At 33.7% G+C, this 26727-nt stretch carries 25 protein-coding genes; 23 read left to right on the top strand and 2 right to left on the bottom strand.

Annotated elements, in window-relative coordinates; all coding sequences use genetic code 11:
- Nucleotides 1-25: 25 nt before the first annotated feature.
- The 17 genes from gmd to Q73A0000_RS09385 all read left to right on the top strand — a co-directional run bounded on the left by gmd (nucleotide 26) and on the right by Q73A0000_RS09385 (nucleotide 17587).
- Nucleotides 26-1084, top strand: a complete 1059-nt coding sequence (gmd, locus tag Q73A0000_RS09465) for a GDP-mannose 4,6-dehydratase (RefSeq protein ID WP_193810732.1) — start codon at nucleotides 26-28, stop codon at nucleotides 1082-1084.
- 11 nt (nucleotides 1085-1095) lie between these two features.
- A complete protein-coding gene (locus Q73A0000_RS09460) occupies nucleotides 1096-2169 on the top strand; it encodes a GDP-L-fucose synthase family protein (RefSeq protein WP_193810731.1) in 1074 nt (357 codons plus the stop codon).
- Nucleotides 2170-2175: 6 nt separating this feature from the next.
- Nucleotides 2176-3603, top strand: coding sequence for a lipopolysaccharide biosynthesis protein (locus Q73A0000_RS09455; protein WP_193810730.1), 1428 nt, complete (start codon nucleotides 2176-2178; stop codon nucleotides 3601-3603).
- Between the two features lie 25 nt (nucleotides 3604-3628).
- On the top strand, nucleotides 3629-4729 hold the full coding sequence (locus Q73A0000_RS09450) for an EpsG family protein (RefSeq protein ID WP_193810729.1): 1101 nt from the start codon (nucleotides 3629-3631) through the stop codon (nucleotides 4727-4729).
- Between the two features lie 9 nt (nucleotides 4730-4738).
- A complete protein-coding gene (locus Q73A0000_RS09445) occupies nucleotides 4739-5599 on the top strand; it encodes a glycosyltransferase family 2 protein (RefSeq protein WP_193810728.1) in 861 nt (286 codons plus the stop codon).
- Complete coding sequence (locus tag Q73A0000_RS09440) at nucleotides 5600-6643, top strand: glycosyltransferase family 4 protein (RefSeq protein ID WP_193810727.1); 1044 nt, start codon at nucleotides 5600-5602, stop codon at nucleotides 6641-6643.
- A gap of 79 nt (nucleotides 6644-6722) precedes the next feature.
- The gene (locus Q73A0000_RS09435; protein WP_193810726.1) at nucleotides 6723-7658 is read left to right on the top strand and encodes an NAD-dependent epimerase/dehydratase family protein; all 936 of its coding nucleotides are present in this window, start codon (nucleotides 6723-6725) and stop codon (nucleotides 7656-7658) included.
- Entirely contained in the window at nucleotides 7651-8811 is a 1161-nt protein-coding gene (locus Q73A0000_RS09430; RefSeq protein ID WP_193813694.1) for a glycosyltransferase family 4 protein, read from the top strand. Before Q73A0000_RS09435 ends, Q73A0000_RS09430 begins: the two co-directional genes overlap by 8 nt.
- A gap of 247 nt (nucleotides 8812-9058) precedes the next feature.
- On the top strand, nucleotides 9059-9808 hold the full coding sequence (locus Q73A0000_RS09425) for a glycosyltransferase family 2 protein (RefSeq protein ID WP_244140719.1): 750 nt from the start codon (nucleotides 9059-9061) through the stop codon (nucleotides 9806-9808).
- 4 nt (nucleotides 9809-9812) lie between these two features.
- Entirely contained in the window at nucleotides 9813-10988 is a 1176-nt protein-coding gene (locus Q73A0000_RS09420; RefSeq protein ID WP_193810725.1) for a hypothetical protein, read from the top strand.
- Nucleotides 10988-11881 (top strand): NAD-dependent epimerase/dehydratase family protein, encoded by an 894-nt coding sequence (locus Q73A0000_RS09415; RefSeq protein WP_193810724.1) that lies wholly within the window; start codon nucleotides 10988-10990, stop codon nucleotides 11879-11881. The genes Q73A0000_RS09420 and Q73A0000_RS09415 overlap by 1 nt, the downstream gene beginning before the upstream one ends.
- On the top strand, nucleotides 11881-12879 hold the full coding sequence (locus Q73A0000_RS09410; RefSeq protein ID WP_193810723.1) for an MraY family glycosyltransferase: 999 nt from the start codon (nucleotides 11881-11883) through the stop codon (nucleotides 12877-12879). The genes Q73A0000_RS09415 and Q73A0000_RS09410 overlap by 1 nt, the downstream gene beginning before the upstream one ends.
- A gap of 9 nt (nucleotides 12880-12888) precedes the next feature.
- A complete protein-coding gene (gene rfbC / locus Q73A0000_RS09405; protein ID WP_193810722.1) occupies nucleotides 12889-13434 on the top strand; it encodes a dTDP-4-dehydrorhamnose 3,5-epimerase in 546 nt (181 codons plus the stop codon).
- 12 nt (nucleotides 13435-13446) lie between these two features.
- Nucleotides 13447-14526, top strand: coding sequence for a dTDP-glucose 4,6-dehydratase (gene rfbB / locus Q73A0000_RS09400; protein WP_193810721.1), 1080 nt, complete (start codon nucleotides 13447-13449; stop codon nucleotides 14524-14526).
- A 1-nt stretch (nucleotide 14527) separates the two neighbouring features.
- A complete protein-coding gene (gene rfbA, locus Q73A0000_RS09395) occupies nucleotides 14528-15385 on the top strand; it encodes a glucose-1-phosphate thymidylyltransferase RfbA (RefSeq protein ID WP_193810720.1) in 858 nt (285 codons plus the stop codon).
- Nucleotides 15386-15564: 179 nt separating this feature from the next.
- The gene (gene rimO, locus Q73A0000_RS09390; protein WP_193810719.1) at nucleotides 15565-16866 is read left to right on the top strand and encodes a 30S ribosomal protein S12 methylthiotransferase RimO; all 1302 of its coding nucleotides are present in this window, start codon (nucleotides 15565-15567) and stop codon (nucleotides 16864-16866) included.
- Nucleotides 16867-17209: 343 nt separating this feature from the next.
- Nucleotides 17210-17587 (top strand): septal ring lytic transglycosylase RlpA family protein, encoded by a 378-nt coding sequence (locus Q73A0000_RS09385; protein WP_193810718.1) that lies wholly within the window; start codon nucleotides 17210-17212, stop codon nucleotides 17585-17587.
- A gap of 363 nt (nucleotides 17588-17950) precedes the next feature.
- On the opposite strand, the gene Q73A0000_RS09380 is transcribed toward Q73A0000_RS09385, so the two are convergent.
- Nucleotides 17951-18712, bottom strand: coding sequence for an exodeoxyribonuclease III (locus tag Q73A0000_RS09380; protein ID WP_193810717.1), 762 nt, complete (start codon nucleotides 18710-18712; stop codon nucleotides 17951-17953).
- 126 nt (nucleotides 18713-18838) lie between these two features.
- Nucleotides 18839-20380: a PglZ domain-containing protein gene (locus Q73A0000_RS09375; RefSeq protein WP_193810716.1), complete on the bottom strand. Its 1542-nt coding sequence runs from the start codon at nucleotides 20378-20380 to the stop codon at nucleotides 18839-18841.
- A gap of 280 nt (nucleotides 20381-20660) precedes the next feature.
- On the opposite strand from Q73A0000_RS09375, the gene Q73A0000_RS09370 reads away from it, so the two are divergent.
- The 6 genes from Q73A0000_RS09370 (at nucleotide 20661) to Q73A0000_RS09345 (ending at nucleotide 26700) form a co-directional block, all read left to right on the top strand.
- Complete coding sequence (locus Q73A0000_RS09370; RefSeq protein ID WP_193810715.1) at nucleotides 20661-21872, top strand: HD domain-containing protein; 1212 nt, start codon at nucleotides 20661-20663, stop codon at nucleotides 21870-21872.
- Between the two features lie 60 nt (nucleotides 21873-21932).
- Complete coding sequence (gene lpxD, locus Q73A0000_RS09365) at nucleotides 21933-22964, top strand: UDP-3-O-(3-hydroxymyristoyl)glucosamine N-acyltransferase (RefSeq protein WP_193810714.1); 1032 nt, start codon at nucleotides 21933-21935, stop codon at nucleotides 22962-22964.
- Nucleotides 22957-24354 carry a bifunctional UDP-3-O-[3-hydroxymyristoyl] N-acetylglucosamine deacetylase/3-hydroxyacyl-ACP dehydratase gene (locus tag Q73A0000_RS09360; protein WP_193810713.1) on the top strand — a complete coding sequence of 466 codons (1398 nt, stop codon included), beginning with the start codon at nucleotides 22957-22959 and terminating at the stop codon, nucleotides 24352-24354. Before lpxD ends, Q73A0000_RS09360 begins: the two co-directional genes overlap by 8 nt.
- Nucleotides 24355-25143: an acyl-ACP--UDP-N-acetylglucosamine O-acyltransferase gene (gene lpxA / locus Q73A0000_RS09355; RefSeq protein WP_193810712.1), complete on the top strand. Its 789-nt coding sequence runs from the start codon at nucleotides 24355-24357 to the stop codon at nucleotides 25141-25143. It begins immediately after the preceding gene.
- A gap of 73 nt (nucleotides 25144-25216) precedes the next feature.
- On the top strand, nucleotides 25217-25780 hold the full coding sequence (efp, locus tag Q73A0000_RS09350; RefSeq protein ID WP_133438832.1) for an elongation factor P: 564 nt from the start codon (nucleotides 25217-25219) through the stop codon (nucleotides 25778-25780).
- A gap of 17 nt (nucleotides 25781-25797) precedes the next feature.
- Nucleotides 25798-26700, top strand: coding sequence for an LpxD N-terminal domain-containing protein (locus tag Q73A0000_RS09345; RefSeq protein WP_193810711.1), 903 nt, complete (start codon nucleotides 25798-25800; stop codon nucleotides 26698-26700).
- Nucleotides 26701-26727: the final 27 nt, after the last annotated feature.

Raw genomic sequence — 26727 nt, 5'->3', positions numbered from 1 at the left:
TATAAAAAACACTTAGTTTAGAAATATGAAAAAGATAGCACTGATAACTGGAATCACGGGTCAAGACGGTTCTTTTTTAGCAGAACTTTTAATAGATAAAGGATACGAAGTTCATGGTATAATTCGTAGATCATCATCATTCAATACCGATCGCATTGAACATTTGTACTTTGATGAATGGGTAAAAGATATGCACCAAAAAAGATCAGTAAATCTTCATTATGGAGATATGACTGATTCTAGTTCTTTACTCAGAGTTATTCAACTTACTCAACCTGATGAAATCTATAATCTTGCTGCACAAAGTCATGTGAAAGTAAGTTTTGATGTGCCAGAATATACCGCTGATACTGATGCTGTTGGTACTTTGAGATTATTAGAAGCTGTTCGAATTTTAGGAATGGAAACGAAAACTAAAATTTACCAAGCTTCAACCTCAGAATTATTCGGTCTCGTTCAAGAAGTTCCTCAAAAAGAAACGACTCCATTTTATCCTAGAAGTCCTTATGGGGTTGCCAAGCAATATGCTTTTTGGATTACAAAAAATTATAGAGAAGCATACGGAATGTTTGCTGTTAACGGTATATTATTTAATCACGAAAGTGAAAGAAGAGGGGAAACTTTCGTAACGAGAAAGGTAACCTTAGCAGTTGCAAGAATTGTTGCAGGTATGCAGACCAAGCTTTATATGGGAAATCTGGATTCTCTTAGAGATTGGGGATATGCAAAAGATTACGTAGAATGTATGTGGCTCATGTTGCAACATGATACTCCTGAGGATTTTGTAATTGCTACTGGTGAAATGCATACGGTAAGAGAATTTATTACCAAAGCTTTTGAAGTGGCTGGTATTACGATAGAATGGTCTGGGAAAGGCGAAGAAGAAAAAGGAACAAACGCCGCCACAGGCGATGTTTTAGTTGAAGTTGATCCTAAGTATTTTAGACCTGCAGAAGTTGAATTGCTTTTAGGCGATCCTACAAAAGCTAAAACAGTATTAGGATGGAATCCTACCAGAACTTCTTTTAATGAACTTGTTGAAATTATGGTAAAACATGATTTAGAATTCGTTAAAAAAAGATAATCAATAGCTCGATGGAAAAAAATAGCAAAATTTATGTTGCTGGTCATAGAGGTCTTGTTGGTTCCGCAATTTGGAAACAACTTACTGAGCTTGGATATACCAACGTGATTGGGAGAACATCCAAGGAGTTAAATCTGATGGATGGTGTTGCAACTCATCAATTCTTTGAAGAAGAAAAACCAGAATACGTTTATTTGGCAGCTGCCTATGTTGGTGGAATTATGGCCAATAATACCTACCGCGCAGATTTTATTTATAATAATTTGCAGATCCAGCAAAATGTAATTTATAACGCCTATCAACACAAAGTAAAAAAACTTCTTTTTTTAGGAAGTACTTGTATTTACCCAAAAGATGCTCATCAGCCCATTAATGAAAATGAACTGTTGACCGATACTCTGGAATATACCAATGAACCATACGCTGTAGCAAAAATTGCTGGGATAAAACTATGTGAAAGTTTCAATATTCAGTATGGCACCAATTTTATTTCAGTGATGCCTACGAATCTGTATGGGCCTAATGATAATTTTGATCTAGAAAAAAGCCACGTTTTACCCGCAATGATCAGAAAAATTCATCTTGCAAAAGCATTAATGAATAACGATTGGGTAGCTGTAAAACAAGATCTTAATACAAGACCTATTGAAGATATATCTGGTGATTCCCCCAATGCTGAGATTGAAAAAACGCTTGCTAAATATGGGGTTTTTAAAGACCGTGTAGAACTGTGGGGAACTGGTAAACCAATGCGCGAATTCCTTTGGAGTGAGGAGATGGCAGAAGCATGTATCTATATTATGGAAAGGGTAGATTTTGTAGATCTTGCAGGTACAGAAAAAGAAATCAGAAATACCCATATTAATATTGGTACCGGAAAAGATATTACGATTAAAGGTTTATCAGAATTAATAAGCATTCAGGTTGGTTATGAAGGAACTATTTTATTCGATTCTTCAAAACCTGATGGCACGATGAGAAAATTAGTTGATGTATCTAAAATTAATCAATTGGGCTGGAAACATCAAATAGAAATAGAAGAAGGCGTTGACAAGATGTATAAGTGGTATATGGCAAATCTATAATCTAAGATGGAATACCAGAAAAAGCAACTTGTTAATGGAGTCATTTGGAGTGGTATTGATAAATTAGGAGTAGTTGTTGTACAGCTACTCCTGGAAATTATATTGGCGAGGCACCTTTTACCTAAAGATTACGGGGTAATTGGGATGGCAACTATTTTTATTGCGTTAGGTATTTTGTTTTCAGAGAGTGGGTTTTCCAGCGCTTTGATTCAAAAACAAAACAGAACGGAGACCGATTTTTCAACCGCATTTTATTTTAATCTCGCAATCTCTGTATGTTTTGTAGCGTTGGTATTTCTTATAGCCCCTTTTGCCGCAGATTTTTTTAATACCCCTATCCTTAAAAATGTTTTACGAATTTTATCATTAGGTATTATTTTGAATGCCTTGGTAATGGTGCATAAAACCAAATTAAGTATTAGTTTAGACTTTAAGACCCAGGCTAAAATTTCGTTTGTGTCTTTATTGGTTTCAGGATGCCTAGGAGTTTATTTAGCTATCAATGACTATGGAGTGTGGTCGTTGGTTGCACAAATATTAGGACAAAATCTTATAACAACTGTTTTGTTTTTTGTCGTTGTGAAATGGATTCCATTAAGGGTGTTTTCCAGGGAGTCATTTTCGCATATGTTTACATTTGGATCAAAGATATTGGCTGCAGGTTTACTACAAAGTGTCTATACTAATTTGTACTATTTGTTTATTGGTAAAAGAATGTCGGCTTCAACATTAGGATTGTATACAAAAGCCAATCAATTTACGTTTATGCCAGCTTCTTTAATCAGCGGTGTATTACAAAGGGTGATGTTTCCTTTTTTTTCTTCCTTTCAAAATGACGATGATAAAATATTTAATTTTAATCAACAATACACGAGATTAGTTTGCTTATTTGTTTTTCCCATTTTCAATTATCTCTGTATTTTCTCAACGCCTTTGGTATATATTGGTTTGTCAGATAGATGGATGCAGATAATTCCGATACTACAGATTTTATCAGCATGCTATATTTTTCAACCAATTATTGTTAATAATATGGTGCTATTTCAAGTTAAGAATAAAGTAAAATTGTATTTTAAAGTTGAATTAATAACAAAAATTATAGGTGTTATTATTCTTCTTGTAACTTTTAGATATGGTATTATTGCACTTTGCTACGGATTATTATTGCAGCTTATATTACAATTAATTATTACCTCATTATATTGTCAATCTATTTTGAGAAAAGGAATGGCTGCTCAATTATTAGTTATACTTCCATACATATTCTTTTCAGTGTCAATGTGGTTAATATTACATTTAATTAATAGTAGATTGAATATGCAAATGCAATTAATACTAGGAAGTTTTGTTTTTATATGTTTATATTTATTTTTTTATTTTACGGTATTCAAATCTAAAATATTAACAATATACAAGTTGCTAAAGAAGGACTAGTATTTTACTGAAGAGATTTTATATTATGTTTGTTGTAGTTGTTATTATATTATTGTTTCTACTTGTATTTAGTAGTCTTTTGGCCAATTTTAAATTAGGTAGAGTTATCATTTTTATTGTAACTTTATTATTGTTATACGCTGTTTTTCTCTTTATAAAGTATACCCCGGATAAAGAGTATTATACTTGGTGGATTAATTTTCCAGAGTTTTCCATAGATAAAGAACCTACATTTCAATTAGTTGCCGCCTATATTAGAGCTCATAAATATGGTTATCAGTTTCTTCATGTATCTTTTTTATCTGTTTATAGCTTTTTATTTCTCTTATTAATAAGCCGTTTTACAAAAAACGTTTACGTTATCACCTTGCTGTATATCCCTCTTATTTTTATATTTTATGGTACCCAGTTAAGATATTTCTTGGGATATTTTGCAGCGATTTTAGGGTTTTACTATCTCTTTGTTTCCAAAAGAAATATATTGGCTATACTATTTTTTGTGTTTGCTGTATTGAGTCATTATTCCCTCATATTATTTGTGCCTTTTTTCTTTCTTTATAAAATTAAAACGAAATTTTTTGTTAGAATTAGCTATTTATCTTTGGCTGTTTTTGTTGGCTACACTGTTTTAACTACAATCATTTTCAATCTTTTTTCAGGACTTAGATTTTTATTTTATCTCAAGGGAGACTTGGTAAGTTCTTATGCAGGTGGTATTTTCGCATTTGGTACATTGCTTCCTATTTATATTTTAGTTCATCAATATTATAATTATCGATTAAAGATAAATCCTAAATTAGCATCTGATGATCGATTTAATTTTTTATATAAGATGTCTATTATACCCATGATTTACATAGGTATAGCTATTACTGTGCAGGTTATCGGTCATCGATTTATTATGACAGGAATGCTGTTTCCTATTTTATTGTTTTTTTACAAATTTAATGAAGTAAAAGATTTGAAGAAAAAATTACAATTTTATTCACTATTTTTTATTTTGTACATATTAGTATTTATTCATTTCAATTTTTCCGTTGGATTAGTTTTGGGAGAGTGGGAGATGGTTCAGGAAATGAACAAGATGCTTAAGTCTAATGAAATGATCAAATATTTAATTTATTAGTTCCGAATTATGAAGTTATCCATCATTATAGTCACTTTTAATTCGATGCGTCTTATAAAAGATTGCATCGATTCCATTTACAAATACAATGATTTGCCAGATGATCAGCTTGAAATTATTGTGGTGGATAATAGCAGTGAAGAAGAAGGAGCCGTCATCAAGAAATTCTTGGAAGATAATTACGATGATAAAATTATCTTTTTTAAAAATCAAAATTTAGGATACGGCCATGGAAATAATATTGGTATTAGAGCTGCGACAGGTGATATTATCGCCATTATGAATCCAGACGTCCGTCTGAAAGAATCCTTATTTAAAAAAGCAATCGAACATTTTTCGGATGAGCAGGTTGCCACTGTAGGTTTTAGTCAGCACAATGGTTCAACTGATTATTCGTACTTTATTAACCCAGAATATTTTGTACCCGTATTTTCAAGTCTCATTTTGAAATTGGTGAATAAAGTAAAGTATTTTAATCCGGTAAAATTTTATTTATCGGGAGCTTTTGTTTTCTTCCGAAAAATTGATTTCGAAAAAATAGGCCTTTATGATGAATCGATCTTTATGTATTTTGAAGAGCCTGATGTTGCACTTAGACTGAATAAGTTAGGAAAAAAAACTATTTTTGATCCTTCCAGATCATATATCCATTTAATTGAAGTGAAAGATGCTTATAATGTAAAACTCTTGGATATCGGTACAGAAGCGATTAAAATTTATTTTACGAAATACAAATTCAACCTAAAAAAATATCTTAAAAGGAGACTTTTAGAATTAAAATTTCATAGGATTTTATTTACCCTAACCGGCAATAAAGATCGGGTTGAGATGGCAAATGCCTATATCACTTCATTAAGTAAATTACTGTAAATGAAAGATCATTATGACCTGCTGATTCTAAATAACTGTCCAGCTTTTTACAAAATTAACTTATACAATGAAATTGCGAAGCACCGTAAAATTTTTGTAGTATTTATTGGTTACTATGATCAGGTAGTCATCGATAAAGATTTTCAGGAAAATATTAAGTTTCCCTATAAAATGCTTAATGAGAAGCAGTTAAATCAGAGAAATATTTTAGAATCTTTCTTTGCTTTAAGGAAAATCGTTAAAGCATTTAGTTTTGAAAAAATTATATATGGTGGATATGTTGATCCTGAGTTTATTTTAAACTCATTTCTTACCCCCCAAAAAAAAAATATTCTACAATGTGAATCAGCCGGTGAAACCAAACTTTCTGGGCCTCGTTTTTATATCAAAAAAATAGTGTTGTCGAGATATTCCCAAGCTTTAGCCTCGGGAAAAATGCACGAAATTGTGCTTCGAAAGATGGGCTTTCGTGAAAAGGTAATTGTAACCAAGGGAGTAGGTTTGGCAGATAAGCCCGTCCGGGAAACTTTCGTTGAGCGGCATAATGAATTTAAATTTTTATACGTCGGTCGGATTATAGAACTGAAGAACCTACGAAATTTAATTGCAGTTTTTAATGAAAACGGACTACCGCTCACTATAGCAGGAAATGGAACTTTAGAAACGGAGCTTAAAGCCATTTCAAAAAACAATATAACTTGGCTGGGATTTGTAGATAACAAAGATTTAGATGCTATATATAAAAAACATCATGTATTTATACTTCCTTCATTTTCAGAGCCTTGGGGATTAGTAGTGGAAGAGGCATTATACAGGAATTGTGCTTTGGTGCTCAGCGATAGAATTGGTTCTCTGAATGAATTGCTTCTGGATCCTGAAACAGGAGTGTCTTTTGATCCTGAAAACCGACAGGATTTGCAGCAAGCAATTGATCAGGTTGTAAAAAACTTCTCGGTTTACAGTAAAAATGCTGCAGATTTTAACTTTGTAGAAAAAGATGAACACCAAATTTCAGCGTATTCTACAGAAATATTTAAAAAATAGTTATTGATATTTCTTATATTTCACAGCGTTGGATATGAGAGTAACAAATATATTTGTTAACAACAAAATAGATTTAAAATTGAAAAATATAGCAATCATTGGTGGTCATGGTTTCATTGGGAAAAATTTCACCCATTTTTTTCTTGAAAAGAACTATAAAATTACGCTCATAGGGAACAACTCCAGTAACAAAACATTTCCAGTTAATGTACAATCTGTGAGTACCAATGTCGAAAATACAGAATTGCTTATTGAGGCTGTCAAAGATGCGGAGGTTATTATATGGCTTGCAAGTTCTCTAATTCCAGGATCTTTCAATGAATCACTGGCGCTGGATTTTGATACAAACATTAAACCGGTCGTTGCATTTCTGCAAAAAGCGGAGTCATCAGTTTTGAAAAAATTCATCTATCTTTCTTCTGGAGGCACAGTGTACGGTAATATAGATGAACCTAGACTTTGGCAAGAAAAGGATGATAAATCCCCTATTTCTGAGTACGGACTTTCTAAACTTATCACCGAAAATTATATAAAATTTATAACGAATACTTCAAATTTTGAAAGTTATATTCTTAGACCTTCGAATGTATATGGGAAATTCCAAAATTTAACAAAACCTCAAGGAATTATTGGATTTGCGTTTAAATCACTTATTCAGCAAAGCACCATTCAATTATATGATGATGGCAAAGTTGTACGTGATTTCATATTTGTAGATGATCTGGCAGAAGCTGTTTTCAAATGTATAGAAGCAGCTGCTCAACCGTCCACAACGCACATCTATAATGTGGGATCAGGCAGTCCAGTTAGCATCAAAGAAATTGTCTCCAAAATCGGTTCCGTCGCTCAAAAGACCGTTCAAACAGAGCTAAAACCTTCCCGAAATTTTGATTGTGAATTTAATGTTTTGAATATTGATAAAATAAAACAGGACTTAGGCTGGGAACCTAAGATTAAGATTGATGATGGCTTGAAAGTCGTTTGGGAATGGATAAAACAAAATGGAAATGGTTAAAAAGTTAATAATGGTGGGTACAACCACTCAAAACAACCAGTTTGTAAATGGGCAGTCCATGATGTTTCAGCTGCTCGTAGATCAATTAAAAGAGAAGGATATTAAAACAGTTATTGTAGATTTTGGTAAGTCAATCGACCCTGACTTTCACAACAACAGAATTTCCGGAAAATTTCAGATCACAAAACTTATTGATAATATTTTATTGATCTTTCGAATGTTATCTGTACTTGTAGGTAATTCAAATACACCGGTTTATATCAATACTGCGCAATCTAAGGTAGGTTTTTTAAGAGATTATATTTTCATTCATTTGGCTAAGTTTTTTAAAAGAAAAGTAGTTGCTCATCAGTTTGGTGCCAATTATACTAACTTTTACAATTCTCAAACACCATCGTTTAAAATTAAAATAAAGGCAACTTTGGATAAAACTGATTTGCTTATTGTAGAAGGTACTTTTGCTAAAAAACAATTTCATTTTTTGCATGATTACGAAAATAAAGTCATTGCTATTCCAAATGGTCTTCCGGAAAAAATCGACTCTACAAAGATTACTTCAAAAAAAATAGAACCTCAGAAGGAGATTCAGCTTCTTTATCTAAGTAATTTAATTGAGAGTAAAGGATATCGCGATGTATTGGAGGCTGTAAATGTTTTGGTAAACAAATTAAATCAAAATGTTACTGCCGTTTTTGCGGGTAAATTTTTGGAAGATGTAGAAGATGAAATGTTTTCTTCGGCGTCGCATGCAAGGAGCGATTTTTTCAGTTATTTAGAGAAAAATAACCTTCAGGATCGCGTGACTTATCACGAAGGATTATATGGTGAGGAAAAAGCAAAAGCTTTCAAAAGTGCTCACTTTTTTCTGTTACCGAGTTTTTATATTAATGAGGGGCAGCCGGTTTCTGTTTTAGAAGCTTTGGCATATGGTTGTGTTCCTATAGTTACTAACTACAGGCTAATTCCTGATATGGTCAATACCGAAAATGGATTTTTCGTAAATCCCAAAGCTCCTGCCGAAATTTCACAGATTGTCAACTTAATGATTGATCATCCTGAGCAATATGAAGAGCGCTCTAAGGCAGGTATAAAATACTTTAATGAGCATTTCACCGCAGAAAAGTATGTCGAAAACATATTATGCTTATTTTAAAGTAAATTTAAACAAAGTCGTTTGTGAAAAAGTGAAAAGATTAATCTTAATTCATGAGAATAAATTTCTAGTTTTGTAAAATACTATTGATTTGATAAATGGAAAGATAGTTGGAAATATAAATTAATAAAAATGAAGCTTTTCATTTCGGATCTCTTAAAAGAGAAGTTTAGCATTCAGAAAAATTGTAATATTCTCTAAGAAGGATTCTTGGAAAATAAAAGTTAATACCGTGGAAATCTAATTTATGATAAAAATATCTATAATTACTGTTTCTTACAATAGTGCAAAAACTATTGAAGAGACTTTGAAATCAGTTCAAAACCAAACCTATAAAAACATTGAATATATTGTCATCGATGGTGCTTCTAAAGATAATACAACGGGTATCATTCAGAAATATGAGGAGGTAATTTCGTATTGGGTCTCAGAATCTGATAAAGGCTTGTACGATGCAATTAATAAAGGAATACACAAAGCAACAGGTGATTTTGTCGGAATCATTAATTCCGATGACGTATTTTATGAAAACGATACCATCGAAAAGATTGCGAAGTATCTCACCGAAAATCCTCATTTAGCTGCAGTAACTGGGGACATTGTTCAGCATAAAAATAATCGGATAATAAGGAAATATTCTTCTGAAGATTGGACTCCCGAAAAATTAAAGATTGGGTTTATGCCGCCACATCCATCTATTTTTATCAAAACAAAGCTTTTCCAGCAATTCGGATATTATCGGGAAGATTATAAAATTGGAGCTGATTATGAATTGATTATCAGATATTTCCTGAAAAATAAAATTTCTTACAAATATTCCGGTATTATAACAACTTCTATGGCAGTTGGTGGAGCTAGCAGTTCTGGTCTGAAAAGCTATAAAATTATTACCAAAGAAATTAAAAAGGCCTTTCAGCAAAATGATATTAAATATAATCCTATAAAAGTCCGATTTAGATTTTTATGGAAAATTTTAGGGTATATTAATAAAAAATAAAGGAATGTTTCGGATCATAATGCTTTTATTAATGCTTTGTTGTTCCCGTGCAAATTCACAGGAAAACTTCCCTATTTTAGCATTTCATGGCGTGCAAAGTGGTAAAGTGGAAGATTTTGTTACTTTTAAAAATGCAGGCTTCAATATCGGCCTTAGTGTTTATCAAAGCACAGCAGATATAATTCGCGATTTGAATGCCGCCGAAAAGGCCGGTGTAAAACTTTTTATTTATTCAGATTCGTTAATGTTGCAGCCTCAAAGTATCATCAATCGGATTAAAGACTATCCTGCATTTTATGGATCCTATATCGCAGATGAGCCCTCGGTTGATCAATTTCCAATGCTGGAGTGGAGAATAGAGGGAATTAGAAAATTTGATAAAAAAGGAAAATTTTATGTCAATTTATTCCCCAGTTACGCATCGACTGAACAGTTGGGAACAAGTTCATATCTCACATACTTGCAGAAATTTGCCTTGGAAGTGAAATCGGACTTTATTTCTTTTGACTATTATCCTATTAAAAACAATGAGGTTAATATAGCATGGTACAAAAACTTAGAAGATATCAGAAAAATCTCCCTGAAAATAAATAAACCATTTTGGGGTTTTGCGAATAGTACTATTTTCGGCCAATATTCCCAACCTACTTTAGGTGGTCTAAAGTTACAGCAGTTTGGCAATTTGTTATACGGAGCTAAGGGTTTACAATATTTTACTTATTGGACATTAAATGAAGATTATAGGAGAAAAAATGATTTTCAGTTCTCGATTGTTTACGAAGATGGAAAACCTACACCCACCTATAACTTGGTGAAAAATGTAAATACTCAAATACAAAATATTTCCTGGATATTTGGAAATGGAAATGTTACTGGAGTCTACCATGATGGAATTACAATTCCTCCTGGTACAGAGGCACTGAATTTCTTGCCCGAAAATTTCAAAGTTTTTAATAAAACCAAAGAATCGGTCTTAGTGTCACTCTTGGAAACTAGCAATCAAAAGTTTGTGATCATACAAAATAAAAGTATTAAAGATGCTATTTCATTTACTTATAAAGTTGCTAAAGGAATCAAAATTGTAGACAGTCAAAAAGGAACAACGATAAATGCTTCAACCAATCAATCATCGACCAGTATTTTACCGGGTGATATTTTAATTTTTTGCTACTCTAAATAATGAAAATCATCCTCACTGGTGCCACAGGTTTTGTAGGCCAAAATTTATCTACATTTTTACAAAACAATGATTTAGAAGTTAAGTCGTTGTCATTGCGTGAAGAGTGGGTTTATCCCCAAAATTTAAACGTAATCATCCACCTCGCAGGAAAAGCGCATGATACCAGCAACTTTTCAGATGATGAATCTTATTTTAAGATCAACAGAGATCTTACCATACAGCTTTTTGACCAATTCCTGACCTCTGAAACCAAAGATTTTTTCTACTTCAGTTCTGTAAAAGCTGCCGCTGATACCGTAGATGGTATTCTTGATGAAAATTTCGAAGCGAATCCCCAGACACCTTATGGGAAATCAAAATTGGAAGCAGAAAACTATTTATTACATCAAAAATTACCTTCTGGAAAAAGACTTTTTATTATCCGACCTTGTATGATTCACGGTCCTGGAAATAAGGGAAACTTGAATTTATTATACAAAGTAGTAGAAAAAGGAATTCCATGGCCTTTGGCATCTTTTGAAAATAAACGGTCTTTTTTGAGTATTGATAATCTTAATTTTTTAATTTTAAAAATGCTTCAGAATGAAGAGGTTTCCTCAGGAATCTATAATTTGGCAGATGACCAAGACGTATCAACGAATGAGTTGGTGAAAATTATCGCCCATATTTCCGGAAAAAAGGCGAAATTATGGAATATTAATACTTCTTTAATAATTGCTATTGCCAAATTCGGAGATTTGCTTAAATTACCACTCAATTCTGAAAGATTAAAAAAACTTACAGAAAGTTATGTAGTTTCTAATGCTAAAATAAAATCAGCTTTAGAGCTCGACAAACTTCCAGTTTCTGCTAAAGAAGGTCTGGGAAAAACCATCAAAAGTTTTCAAAATTAATGGAATACGTTATCATCTCTGTCGTTTTTTTTGTACTCATGTTGGCTTATTTCAAAATAGCCAACAATTATAATATCATCGATAAACCCAACCACAGAAGTGCGCACACCGAAATTACCCTTCGAGGTGGCGGAATTATTTTCCCAATAGCCTATTTGTTTTTTATGGTCTCTCAAGTGACTTTTAAACATTATGGGCTTTCTATGAATCAATCAGTACAACCTAATTTCTGGATTTTTGGTGCAGGATTATTAATTATTTGTGCGATTAGTTTTATTGACGATCTTAGAGAATTGTCCAGTAAAATTCGACTGGTCTTTCATTTCATCTCGGTAACCTTACTGCTTTATTTCATTAATGCTTTTCAATTACTGCCTTTGTGGGCAATCCCAATTTGCTATATCTTGATTATTGGTATCCTTAATGCCTATAATTTTATGGATGGAATCAATGGAATGTCCGGAATATATAGTTTGATTGTTTTGGGCTCGTTGTGGTATATTAATCAAAATTTCATCACATTTATCGATCCTAATTTTATTATTTATCCACTACTTGCCAGTTTGGTTTTTCTATTCTTTAATTTTCGGAAAAAAGCAAAGTGTTTCCTGGGAGATATTGGGAGCATGGGAATTGCATTTTGGGTAATCGCGCTTTTGGCATTAATAATGTTTAAAACAGGACAATTGAAATGGATTCTTTTTTTAACAGTTTATGGCGCAGACACTATTCTTACGATTATCGAAAGATTAAGATTGAAAGAAAATATTTTTGACGCACACCGCAGACATCTTTATCAGTTATTTGCAAATGAAAAGAAAATTTCTCATCTCAGGGTGAGTTTTGCGTATGCTTTAATTCAATTAGTAATCAATTTGTTTGTAATCTTTTCAGATTTACCAGATTGGTTGATTTTTTCAGTAATTTTGCTACCGGCCGTTGTCTTGTATTTATTAATAAAAATAAATATTAAAAAACAAATTTCAATTTCTAAATAAAATCTTTTAATGAAAATTAAAGAAACTCCGCTCAAAGACTGCTATATCATTGAACCTACTATTTTTGAAGACGATCGAGGCTATTTTTACGAAAAATTCAATGAACAAAAATTTGAAGAACTTACCGGAATGAACGGTCATTTCGTTCAGGACAATATTTCTAAATCTTCTTACGGCGTTTTAAGAGGACTTCATTTACAGAAGGGTGAACATTCACAAGCTAAATTAGTTTCTTGCCTGGAAGGAAAGGTTTTTGACGTGGCGGTTGATTTACGAAAAGACTCGGCAACTTTTGGAAAATGGTATGGTATTGAACTTTCTGCTGAAAATAAATTACAGTTTTATGTTCCGAGAGGTTTTGGTCATGGTTTTTCTGTTCTTTCGGAAACTGCTGTTTTCGCCTATAAATGCGATAATTTCTATAATAAAGAATCTGAAGGTGGCGTATTATGGAATGATGGTGACTTACAGATTGACTGGAAGTTGCCAATGGTCGATATCCTACTTTCAGAAAAAGATAAAATACAACCTACCTTTGCAGAAGGTAATTTTTAGTAAAGAATAAATATGAAAAATATAATTATCACCGGTGGAGCCGGTTTCATCGGTTCACATGTTGTTCGGGAATTTGTGAAAAATCATCCTGATTCCAAAATTATCAATCTAGATGCCTTAACGTATGCCGGTAACCTTGAAAATTTAAAAGATATCGAAAACGAACCTAATTACGTTTTCGAGAAAGCAGATATTACCAATGTTGATGAGTTAAGAAAGGTTTTTGAAAAATATAATCCAGATGCGATTGTACATTTAGCTGCCGAAAGTCACGTTGACAGAAGTATCGAGGATCCGAGTGCTTTCATTAATACAAACGTCAATGGAACTGCGAATCTTTTGAACTTGGCCAGAGAATTCTGGACCTTGAATCCAGATCATCAACATGGAAATTTCCCAGATGAAACTCGTAAAAATTTATTTTACCATGTTTCTACCGATGAGGTTTATGGAAGTTTGGGCGAAACAGGTTTCTTTTTAGAAACAACGGCGTATGATCCGAAATCTCCTTATTCAGCGAGTAAAGCAGCTTCTGATCATTTGGTAAGAGCGTACGGAAATACTTATGGAATGCCATTTATCATTTCCAACTGTTCTAATAATTACGGTCCAAATCATTTCCCTGAGAAATTAATTCCGCTTTGTATTTCTAATATATTAAATGGAAAGCCTTTGCCGATTTATGGAGATGGAAAATATACAAGAGATTGGTTATATGTAATTGATCACGCAAAAGCGATTCATCAAATATTTTACGAAGCGAAAACTGGTGAAACTTACAACATCGGTGGTTTTAACGAATGGAAGAATATCGATTTAGTGAAAGAACTCATCAAACAAATGGATGAGAAACTTGGAAATCCGGAAGGCCATTCAGAAAAATTAATCACTTACGTAAAAGACAGACCAGGTCATGATTTACGCTACGCCATTGATGCAACCAAACTTAACAAAGAATTGGGTTGGATGCCAAGTGTAACTTTCGAACAGGGATTAGGAAAAACAATCGATTGGTTTCTTGAGAATAAAGAATGGCTGGAACATGTAACCAGCGGAGATTATCAGAAATATTACGAAAAACAATACTCATAAGATGAAAGGAATAATTTTAGCTGGCGGATCGGGAACAAGACTTTATCCATTAACCATCGCAGTTAGCAAACAGTTAATGCCGGTTTATGATAAGCCGATGATTTATTATCCGCTTTCGACTTTATTGTTAGCAGGAATTAAGGATATCTTAATTATTACAACGCCGCACGATCAAGAAGGATTTATCAAGCTTTTAGGTGATGGATCTGCGATTGGCTGCAATATTCAATATAAAATTCAACCCAGTCCAGATGGTTTAGCTCAAGCTTTTATTTTGGGCGAAGAATTTATCGGTGACGATTCTGTTGCCTTAGTTTTGGGAGATAATATTTTCTACGGAACAGGTTTAGCAAAACTATTAGAAAGCAAAACTACTGTAAAAGGAGGTTGCGTTTTTGCATATCAAGTTTCAGATCCTGAAAGATATGGTGTTGTCGAATTTGATGAAAATTTGAAAGCCGTTTCCATCGAAGAAAAACCAGAAGAACCAAAATCAAACTTTGCTGTTCCAGGATTATACTTCTATGATAACTCAGTAGTAGAATATGCCAAGAATTTAAAACCATCAGTAAGAGGAGAATTAGAAATTACTGACATTAATAGAATTTATCTTGAAAAAGGACAATTGGAAGTTGGTGTAATGTCGCGCGGAACAGCTTGGTTAGACACCGGAACATTTGATTCTTTACACGAAGCGTCAGAATTTGTAAAGGTTTTGGAAAAGAGACAGGGATTCAAAATTTCTTGTATCGAAGAAATCGCTTACGTGAAAGGATTTATTAATAAAGAACAATTGCTGAAATCTGCCGAGAAATACGGTAAGAGCGGTTATGGTGATTACTTGAAGAAATTGATCTAGAACTTCGATTTCTAAATTTTAATAAAAATATTTAAAGTCCTTTGAACATTAACATGTTTAAAGGTTTTTTTTTTCTTTAAAAACATCATTTCATTTTTTGGGTTTCTGTAATAAATAAATCACTAAATTTGCACCCACAAAAAATTAGCAATTGCTAATCAACTTATTACTTTAAATATATGCGTACAAAATCCGTCGGAAAAAAGAAAATCAATATCGTTACATTAGGTTGTTCCAAAAATGTATATGATTCTGAAGTGTTGATGGGACAATTACAAGCCAACGGAAAAGAAGTGGTACACGAAGATAAAGGAGATATCGTTGTAATCAATACCTGTGGTTTTATCGATAATGCTAAGGAAGAATCTATTAATACCATTCTAGAATATGTAGAGGCGAAAAACAGAGGCGAAGTAGAACAGGTTTTCGTTACAGGTTGTTTATCAGAAAGATATAAGCCGGATTTGATCAGAGAAATTCCAGATGTTGATCAATATTTCGGAACCCGTGATTTACCTTTATTATTAAAGCATTTAGGAGCCGATTACAAACACGAATTGGTGGGCGAAAGAATGGTGACTACACCAAGACATTACGCGTACTTAAAGATTTCTGAAGGGTGTGATCGACCTTGTTCTTTCTGCGCCATTCCTTTAATGAGAGGTGGGAATATTTCAACGCCAATTGAAAACCTGGTGATTGAAGCAGAAAAATTAGCCAAAAAAGGAGTTAAAGAACTCATTTTAATTGCACAGGATTTAACCTATTACGGTTTAGATCTATATAAGAAAAGAGCTTTAGGTGATTTGCTTTTGCGTTTGGTAAAAGTAGAAGGAATAGAGTGGATTCGTTTGCACTACGCTTTCCCTACAGGTTTCCCAGAAGATGTTTTAGAGATCATTAAAAACGAACCAAAGGTTTGTAACTATATCGATATTCCTTTACAGCATATCAATTCTGATTTGTTGAAAGCTATGAAACGTGGAACTTCTCACGAGAAAACCAATGCATTATTATCGAAGTTCAGACAAATGGTTCCAGATATGGCGATCAGAACAACGCTGATTGTTGGTTTCCCGGGAGAAACAGAAGAGCGATTCCAGGAAATGAAAGAATGGGTTCGTGAGCAAAGATTCGATCGTTTAGGATGCTTTACTTATTCTCATGAAGAAAATACCACTGCTTACGTTTTAGAGGATGACGTTCCTCAAGAAGTAAAAGAAGCCAGAGTTGAAGAGATCATGGAATTACAATCTCAGATTTCGTGGGAGAAAAACCAGGAGAGAATCGGGAAAACTTACCGTTGTATTTTCGATCGTAAAGAAGGAAATTATTTTGTTGGAAGAACAGAATTCGATTCTCCAGATGTCGACAATACCGTTTTAGTTCCTGCTGAAAACACTTATTTATCCATCGGAGAATTTGCTGATATTAAAATTAATTCAGCTGAAGAATTCGATTTGTACGGTGAATTGGTTTAATATTTAGCAATAATTGATCATTTTTTTGACAATTCTGTAAAGAAATTTCGCATAAAAATACTTCTAGAAATTCTAGAAGTATTTTTTATTTAATTAGTTGGTAATCAGTCTTTTAAGATGAGGGATATTTCCGTGCTATGCAACAATTAGTTAAATTCGTTAACATATCGACTCATTTTTTAACACAAATTAACAATGTTTGTCAAATGGGGCTATTAGCGACTATGCGAGGTTTGTTAACAAAAAATTAACAATTCGTTAAGGGTGTTTAACGGTCTGGGTGTTGTATAAGTCAATTTCGGGATAAATTTGCAGAGTCAAAACCCATAAAAATAAATTCAAAATGATGAAAAGAGGAATACTCCTAATCATAATGATGATTTCAACTCTCGGTCTGTTTTCTTTTAAGACAAATACCGATGATGCTAAAAAGACAAGTTTTGCATCGTTTTACCACGATAAGTTTAATGGTAGAAAAACGGCAAGCGGTGATATTTTTAATAACGAAAAATTAACTGCAGCCAACAGAACGCTTCCTTTCGGGACCATGGTCAAAGTGACCAACCTGAGATCAGGAAAAAGTGTAGTAGTAGAAATTAATGACCGCGGTCCTTTTCATTCTGCCAGAGCACTTGATCTTTCTAAGGCAGCGTACGAATCAATCGGGGATCCTAGAAAAGGAACCATGCCCGTTGAATACGAAATTATCGACAACGATTAACATTTACGTTAGTAACAACCAAAGCCGTCTCAGTAGAGCCGGCTTTTTTATTTGGGTCTCGTTCTTAAAGAAGAGACAACAATCGTACCTTTTTCATTATCTTCGATAAAATTAAAGAGGAACTATCTGTGTTTAAAATTATTTTTTATAACATCTAAACGCTCTCAAATCGTATTTTGCACACAAGACGCATAGTTTCTAATTCCTTAAAAACATTTAAAGCGGAAGGCTCGCCTCTGGTAAATTGGCAATATTTAGAAATAATCTATTATGTGAACTTAATAAGCCCAATAAGTTCCATCTCTAAAAAACTTTTGTGCCTTTTGTGTTTTAAAATAATTTTTCATTAAATCTAAACATACTCTAAGAAAGTTCCACCAAAACCGGACAATGATCCGAATGTACTGCTTCACTCAAAATCGCCGCACGAGAAAGTTTCTCCTTCAAAGAATAAGACACGAAATTATAATCCAATCTCCAGCCTTTATTTCTCGCTCTGGAATTTTGCCTGTAACTCCACCAAGAATAATTATCCGGTTGATCATTAAAGAATCTAAAACTGTCAATCAATTCGCATTCGTCGATAAATTGAGTCATCCATTCTCTTTCCATCGGTAGGAAGCCGGAAGTGTTCTTTAAACTTTCTGGATTGTGAATATCAATTGCATTGTGGCAAATATTAAAATCGCCACATATGATAAGGTTAGGAATCGTTTTCTTTAACTCTTTAATATAATTCAGGAAATCGAAACAGAACTTCATTTTAAAATCCAGTCTTTCGATATTTGACGCCGACGGCACATAAACAGAAATCACTGAAAATCCCTCAAAGTCTGCACGGATAATTCTACCTTCAGAATCGTAATGTTCAATCCCACAACCGTACTCTATATGCTTAGGCTGAACTTTAGACGCGATTCCCACGCCAGAATATCCTTTCTTCTGTGCAGAGTGCCAATAACTGAAATAACCGTTTTGCTCTAAACTTTCGATATCGATTTGGTCATTGCCCGCTTTACTTTCCTGGATGCAGATGACATCGGGATTAGCAATATTCAGCCAACCTAAAAAGTCTTTAGTAAATGCCGCCCTAATTCCGTTTACATTATAAGAGATGATTTTCATTTAATTTTCAATTTTTTCAAAAATACAAATTTGGATTTTGTTTTGCGAAAATTCAGCGCATAAAAAAACGGAAAAAACTTTCGCTTTTTCCGCCGTAGAACCTAAAGAAATAAACTATGAAAAAAACTACTTAGGTTCTAAAATACTAATCGGAATAATACATTCCTCTAAAGAAATTCCACCGTGCTGATAGGTTTCTTTATAATAATTTACAAAGTGATTGTAATTTTTTGGATACGCTAAAAAAATGTTATTTTTTGCAAAGATATATTTGGAACTCAAATTTCCTTTCGGTAAAAATAACTTCTCTGGATTCGAAATTGCCCAAACATCGCCGTTTTCGTAGGTCAAACTTCTACCTGTTTTATAACGAATATTCGTTGAAGTTTCTCGGTCACCAACAACTTTACTCGGTTTCTTAACGTAAATAGTTCCGTGATCTGTCGTGATAACGAGTTTGAAACCGTTCTCGGCAGCTTGTTTAATAATCTTTAATAAAGAGGAGTTTTCAAACCAATTGTACGTTAAGGAACGGAAGGTTTTATCATCTCTGATTAATTGGTTTACAATAACATTATCCGTTTTTGCATGAGATAAAATATCGATGAAATTGTAAACAATAACCAGCAAGTCATTGTTTTTATGTTGGTTGAAATCTTCTAAGATTTTGCGTTCAAAATCTGCATTTAAGATTTTTAGATATTTCATTGATTTTCCAGATAAGCCGAGACGCTTCATTTGATCTTCTAAAAAGTCGCGTTCGTGCTCGTTTTTATTGCCATCTTCATTATCGTTAATCCAATATTGTGGGAATCTTTTCTCGATTTCAGACGGCATCAGTCCAGCAAAGAAAGCATTTCTTGCATATTGTGTTGCCGTTGGTAAAATACTGTAATAATAATCTTCCGAAGTTTTCTGGTAGAATTTGGTGAATAAAGGCTCGATTACTTTCCACTGGTCGTAACGAAGATTATCAATCATTAATAAAAGAACTTTATCTTTTTCGACTTCCGGTTTTATTTTTTCTTTAAATAAAGTGTGACTCATCATTGGTTTGTCTGATGAATTCAACCAATCTTCGTAATTGTTTTCAATAAACTTCGAGAACTGAATATTCGCTTCTTCTTTTTGGGATTGCAATAGATCTGAAAACTCGCTGTCGAACACTTTATCAAATTTAATTTCCCAGTTCAAAATTTTCTTATAATATTCTGCCCAGTCTTTATAAGTTTTCAGATAAGAAAGCTCCATCGAAAGATTTCTGAATTCCTGTTGGTATTCCAGAATGGTTTTTTGTTCAACCAAAGTTTCTTCCTGAAGGTTTTTCTTTAAAGAAAGTAAAACTTGATTAGGGTTTACCGGTTTCAAAATGTAATCTGCAATCTGGGAACCAATGGCTTGTTCCATAATGGATTCCTCTTCATTCTTCGTAACCATTACAATTTTAATGGCGGAGTCGATATTTTTTATCATTGGAATTGCTTCCAGTCCGGAAATGCCGGGCATATTTTCATCCAATAAAGCCAATTGAAAATTTTCTTTTTCAATCATTTCCAAAGCTTCATTCACGTTATTTACGGGTGTAACTTTGTAACCTTTATTTTCTAAAAATACAATATGTGGTTTTAGTAAATCTACTTCATCATCTATCCAAATAACTTTTGACATATATTTTTTAGTTTGTTTAATGTTTAAGAACGGAGTATAAATGCTTGATTAATACTCGCAATTCTAATATTTAAGAGTCATCAAAAATACAACCAAAAACTGCCAACTTTTCCGTAAAATCAAGTTAAAGTTCCGTTAAACTTTAATGAAATTGCCAAATGTTTAAATTTTTTTATTTTAAATAAACTGGGAATATTAAAAGTTTAAATCCTAAACTTAATGTTTCCATCAAATGAATCAGAATAGAAAACTGTAAATTTGTAGTATCGAACTTTCTATTATGACCAATAAATTTAAAATCATCAACGATCCGGTTCACGGATTTATAAGTATTCCTCACGAAATTCTTTTTGATGTTATCGAACATCCTTATTTTCAAAGATTACGACGGATTTCTCAAACAGGATTATTAAATTTAATTTTCCCGGGAGCGACCCACACTAGATTTCATCATGCGATCGGTGCGATGCATTTGATGTTTACCGCCTTGGAAACTTTAAAATTGAAAGGCGTTCAAGTATCTAAAGAAGAAGAGAAGGGTGCGTTATTGGCCATTTTACTTCACGATGTTGGTCATGGTCCGTTTTCGCACGCTTTAGAAAATATGCTGATGGATGATTGGCACCATGAAAAATTGTCGCTGTTGTTGATGAATAAAATGAATGAGGAGTTTAATGGTGAACTTTCGATGGCTATAGAAATGTTTCAGGGAAAATACCACCGAAAATTCTTTAACCAGTTAATATCATCACAGCTTGACGTCGATCGTCTGGATTATTTAAAACGAGATAGTTTCTATACCGGAGTTGTTGAGGGAAATGTAAATACCCAAAGAATTATTTCGATGATGAACGTTTCTGAAGATGAATTGGTGATTGATGCGAAAGGTATTTATTCCATTGAAAACTTTTTGACAGCACGGATGTTTATGTACTGGCAAGTGTATTATCATAAGACTTCTGCTCTGGCAGAATACCTTTTGGTGAAGATTTTGGCTCGTGCGAAATTTTTAGTTTCTCAGGGAAAACAACTTCCTGCTTCAGAAAACCTGGCTTATTTCCTACACAAAAATCAATTTGAAAAAGCAACAGAAGAAGATATTCAGCGTTTTACAGAACTCGATGATAATGATGTGATCCAAGCCATAAAGTTTTGGACCAAAAGTGATGATGTTATTTTATCTTATCTGTGTAACTGCGTTATTCAACGTAAGTTTCCGAAAACGCTAATGTCATCGAAACCTTTTGATCAAGAGTTTATTGATGATAAAATTGCACGAACGAACCTTAAATTTGGAGCAGATATCGGTTCGGAATTGGTAGATGAAATCTCTAGAAATCTGTTGCCTTATAATTCAGATCATCAACCTATTTTTTTACTACAAAAGGATGGTCAAAAAATTACGCTGGACCATTCTGAGAACCAAATTCTATCTTCCTTTATCAATCAATTGAATACCAAGTATATTTTATCATTCCCACGAGAAATTTAAAGCAGTTTTTTGTAGCTTAAATGATTTGGCATATTTGGGAATTTCTTATCTTTGCAGGATATGGAATTTACCGCATCGCAGATTGCAAATTTTATTAACGGACGAATCATAGGGGATGAGCACGCGCTAATCACGGGAGTATCACCTATAGAAAGTGGAGAAGAAGGCCATCTTTCTTTCGTTGCGCAAGAAAGATTTGCAGAGCATATTGATCAATCAAAGTGCTCAGTTCTAATCGTTTCCGAGAAACTTTTATCCGACAAAACTTATCAACCAACTATTATTGCTGTAGAAGATGCTTATCTTGCTTTTCAGGTTTTAATGAATCTGTACCAGGAAATGCAGGGGCGCAAATCCGGCATTGAAGATGGAGCGGTTTTTCATGAATCGGCTTCAGTAGGCGAAAATGTCTACGTCGGTGCTTTTACCTGTGTCTCTGAAAAGGTGAAAATAGGTGATGGTTCACAAATTTACCCGCAAGTATACATTGGTAAAAATGTAAAAATTGGTAAAAATTGTGTCTTATATAGTGGAGTTAGAGTCTATGATCATTGCGTAATTGGAGATAACTGTATCATTCATTCCAATACGGTAATTGGTTCAGATGGTTTTGGTTTTCAACCGACCAAAGATGGTTATCAGAAAATTCCACAATTAGGAAATGTAGTTTTAGAAGATCATGTAGAAATTGGTTCTAACTGTAGTATTGACCGAGGAACGATCGGATCTACCACTATTGGTAAAGGAACTAAAATCGATAACTTAATCCAAATTGCTCATAATGTAAAGATTGGTCAGAACAATGTAATTGCGGCGCAAGCAGGAATAGCAGGTTCTACCGTAATTGGAGACTGGAATCAAATCGGCGGTCAAGTCGGTATTGTAGGTCATATCCAAATCGGAAACCAAGTTAAAATACAAGCACAGAGTGGTGTGAATTCTAGCACCAAAGACGGCGAAATTCTGTACGGCTCACCTGCCATCAACGCTGGTGAATACCGAAGAAACTATGTGCATTTCAGAAATTTCACCGATATTGTTAAACGAATAAATAATCTTGAGCTCAACTCAAAAGATAATACTAATGAGTGATAAACAAAAAACTTTAAACGAAGAGATTTCTCTCTCCGGAATCGGACTACATACTGGTCGCGAAGTAACTCTTACCATGAAACCTGCAAAAGAAAACACAGGTTTCGTTTTTGTAAGAACAGATCTTGAGGGAAACCCTCATATCGAAGCAGACGTCAACTATGTAACTACGACAGAACGAGGAACAACTCTGGAAAAATTAGGAGTTAGAATCCATACTTGCGAACATTTGCTTGCTGCTTTGGTAGGATGCGATATCGATAATGCGATCTTGGAAATGGACAGTGCAGAACCACCAATTTTAGATGGTTCTTCTAAGTATTTCGTAGAAGCAATCGAGAAAGCAGGAATCAAGGAACAAGCTGCAGCCAGAGAATATCTGATTGTAAAAGAAGTGCTAAGTTACAGCGACCCTGCAACGGGTTCAGAAATTACAATTATTCCATCTGATACTTACGAAGTAACAACGATGGTTGATTTCGGTACCAAAGTATTAGGAACTCAAAATGCGACTTTAAAAGATATTTCAGAATTTAAAACTGAAATTTCATCTGCAAGAACTTTTAGTTTTTTACATGAATTAGAAATGCTTTTGGATGCAGGCTTAATTAAAGGTGGCGATATTTCTAATGCCATCGTGTATGTTGATAAAGAGTTGACTCCGCAAACGGCAGAGCGACTTAAAAAAGCCTTCGGGAAAGATGAAGTTTCAATTCGTCCGAATGGAATTTTAGATAATCTTACTTTAAATTATCCTAATGAAGCGGCACGTCATAAATTACTTGATGTAATTGGTGATTTGGCTTTGGTTGGTGTTAAAATTAAAGGGAAAGTTATTGCAAATAAACCAGGACATTTTGTTAATACCCAGTTTGCTAAGAAATTAAACAGACAGTGGAAATTACAAAAAAAGAAAAACGTTCCTGATATCGATATATATAAAGAACCGGTTTACGACATCAATGGAATTATGAAATTGATGCCACACAGACCACCGTTTTTATTGATTGACAAAATTTTAGAACTTTCTGATTCTCACGTGGTAGGATTGAAAAATGTAACGATGAACGAACCGTTTTTCGTAGGGCATTTTCCAAAAGAACCAGTGATGCCAGGGGTTTTGCAAGTAGAAGCTTTAGCACAAACTGGAGGGATTCTTGTTTTAGCAAGCGTTCCCGATCCTGAAAATTATTCTACTTATTTTATTAAAATAGATAAAGTTAAGTTCAAGAAAAAAGTAGTTCCAGGAGATACCATGGTTTTCAAAATTGAATTGATATCACCTATCAGAAGAGGTATTGTTCACATGCAAGGGTACGGTTATGTTGGAGATAGTGTAGTGGTTGAAGCAGAATTAATGGCGCAGGTAGCAAAAAATAAACCTGAATAAATGATTCACCAATTAGCTGCCGTAGATAAGCGTGCAAAAATAGGCAAAAACGTTACCGTAGAACCGTTTACAACGATTGCAGGTGATGTAGAAATTGGAGAAGGAACTTGGATTGGTTCTAATGTTACCATCATGGATGGAGCCAGAATTGGAAAAAACTGTAGAGTTTTCCCAGGTACTGTAATTTCTGCAATTCCTCAAGATTTGAAATTCGACGGTGAAGAAACTTTAGTTATTATCGGCGATAGAACAACAGTGAGAGAATGTGTTACCATCAACCGAGGAACAAAAGCTCTTGGTTATACCAAAATCGGTGAAGACTGTCTGATCATGGCAACTTCTCACATTGCACACGATTGTGTGTTGGGTGATCACGTTATCATTGTAAACGGTTCTGCGATTGCAGGTCACGTTGAAGTTGGCGATTATACCGTAATGGGAGGCCTTTCAGCAGTACATCAATTTGGTAAAATTGGTAAACATGTTATGATTTCTGGTGGAACATTAGTACGAAAAGATATTCCACCTTATGTAAAAGTAGCACGTGAGCCAATGACTTATGCGGGAATTAATTCTGTAGGTCTTAGAAGAAGAGGTTTTACCAATGAGAAGATCTTTGAAATTCAGAAAATTTACCGCGCCGTTTTTCAGATGAAAATGAATATTTCTCAGGCTGCAAGTTATATTGAAAAAGAAATGCTTCCAACTGCAGAAAGAGATGAGATCCTTGAGTTTATTAAAAACTCACCAAGAGGAATTGTAAAAGGATACGGAACTGGTAAAGAATAAATTAAGCGTATAAAAAACTATACTTTCAAGACTATAACTTCTTGAAATTCAAATTAAAACAACATTATTTTAGATGGCAACAAGCAACGATATTAAAAAAGGAATGTGTATCGAATTCAGTAATGATATATTCAAAATTATTGATTTTTTACATGTAAAACCAGGTAAAGGTCCAGCTTTCGTAAGAACAAAAATGAAGTCGGTTACCAATGGTAAAGTATTAGACAATACTTTTTCTGCAGGTCACAAAATCGATGAGGTTAAAGTGATTACCAGAAAATTCCAATATCTATATGAAGATGATAACGGATATCACTTTATGAATAATGAAGATTTCTCTCAAATCTATCTTGATAAAGAAATGATCGAAAACGCTCAATTCATGAAAGCAGGTGAAGAAGTAACTATTATTTTGAAAGATTCTGATGAATCACCTTTATCAGCAGAAATTCCACCAACGGTTTATTTAGAAGTTATTGAAGCAGATCCAGGCGTAAAAGGAAATACAGCAACAAACGCACTTAAAAATGCAATCGTAGAAACCGGAGCCAGAGTAATGGTACCATTGTTCATCGAAGCTGGTGATAAAATTAAAGTAAATACCGAAGACGGATCTTACTTAGAAAGAGTAAAATAATTTAGCAATATATATAGATGACATTTACAAAACCACAAACCCTCAAATCCATTTCGGAAATTATTGGAGCTAAAATGATTGGCGACGAAAATTTTCCTGTGCTGGGAACCAATGAAATTCATATGGTTAAAAGTGGTGAAATCGTTTTTGTAAATCATCCAAAATATTACGACAAAGCACTCAATTCTGCCGCGACAATTATTCTGATTGATAAAGAAGTTGATTGTCCACCGGGAAAAGCATTGTTGGTTTCCGACGATCCTTTCCGTGATTTTAATAAAATCAATACCCACTTCACAAAGATTACCTATTTCGGCGAAACACTTCACGAATTAGAAGTGGGAGACAGAACGCAAATTCATTCTTCTGTAGTAATTGGTAATAATGTGAAAATCGGAAATGACTGTATTATTTATCCTAATGTAGTTATTGGAGACCGAACGGTAATTGGCGATAACGTTATCATTCAATCCAACACTGTTTTGGGTGGAGATGCCTTTTATTACAGAAAACTGGACGGTAAATTTGACCGTTTAATTTCAGTTGGAAATGTAATCATCGAAAATAATGTAGAAATCGGAAACGGTTGTACGATTGATCGGGGAGTTACAGATTCTACCATCATTGGTGAAGGATCAGTTTTAGATAATCAAATCCAAATTGGTCATGATACCATCGTCGGAAAAAGATGTCTGATTGCTTCCTTAACTGGAATTGCAGGATGTTGCATCATCGAAGACGAGGTGACTATCTGGGGTCAGGTAGGAATGGCTTCCGGTGTTCGCATTGAAAGCGGAACGGTTCTTTTAGCAAAATGTGGTGCCAACAGAGACTTGAAAAAAGGAGTTTATTTTGGGCAACTTGCAGAAGAATTCAAGCAATATTTAAGAAAAGAAGTGAAACTTAAAAATATGAAATAAGGCCTTAAATGCCTTTAAAATCAAATA

The organism is Kaistella flava (ex Peng et al. 2021) (genome assembly GCF_015191005.1).
Taxonomy (GTDB): Bacteria; Bacteroidota; Bacteroidia; order Flavobacteriales; family Weeksellaceae; genus Kaistella; species Kaistella flava.
This window is presented reverse-complemented; position numbering and strand designations above follow the sequence as displayed.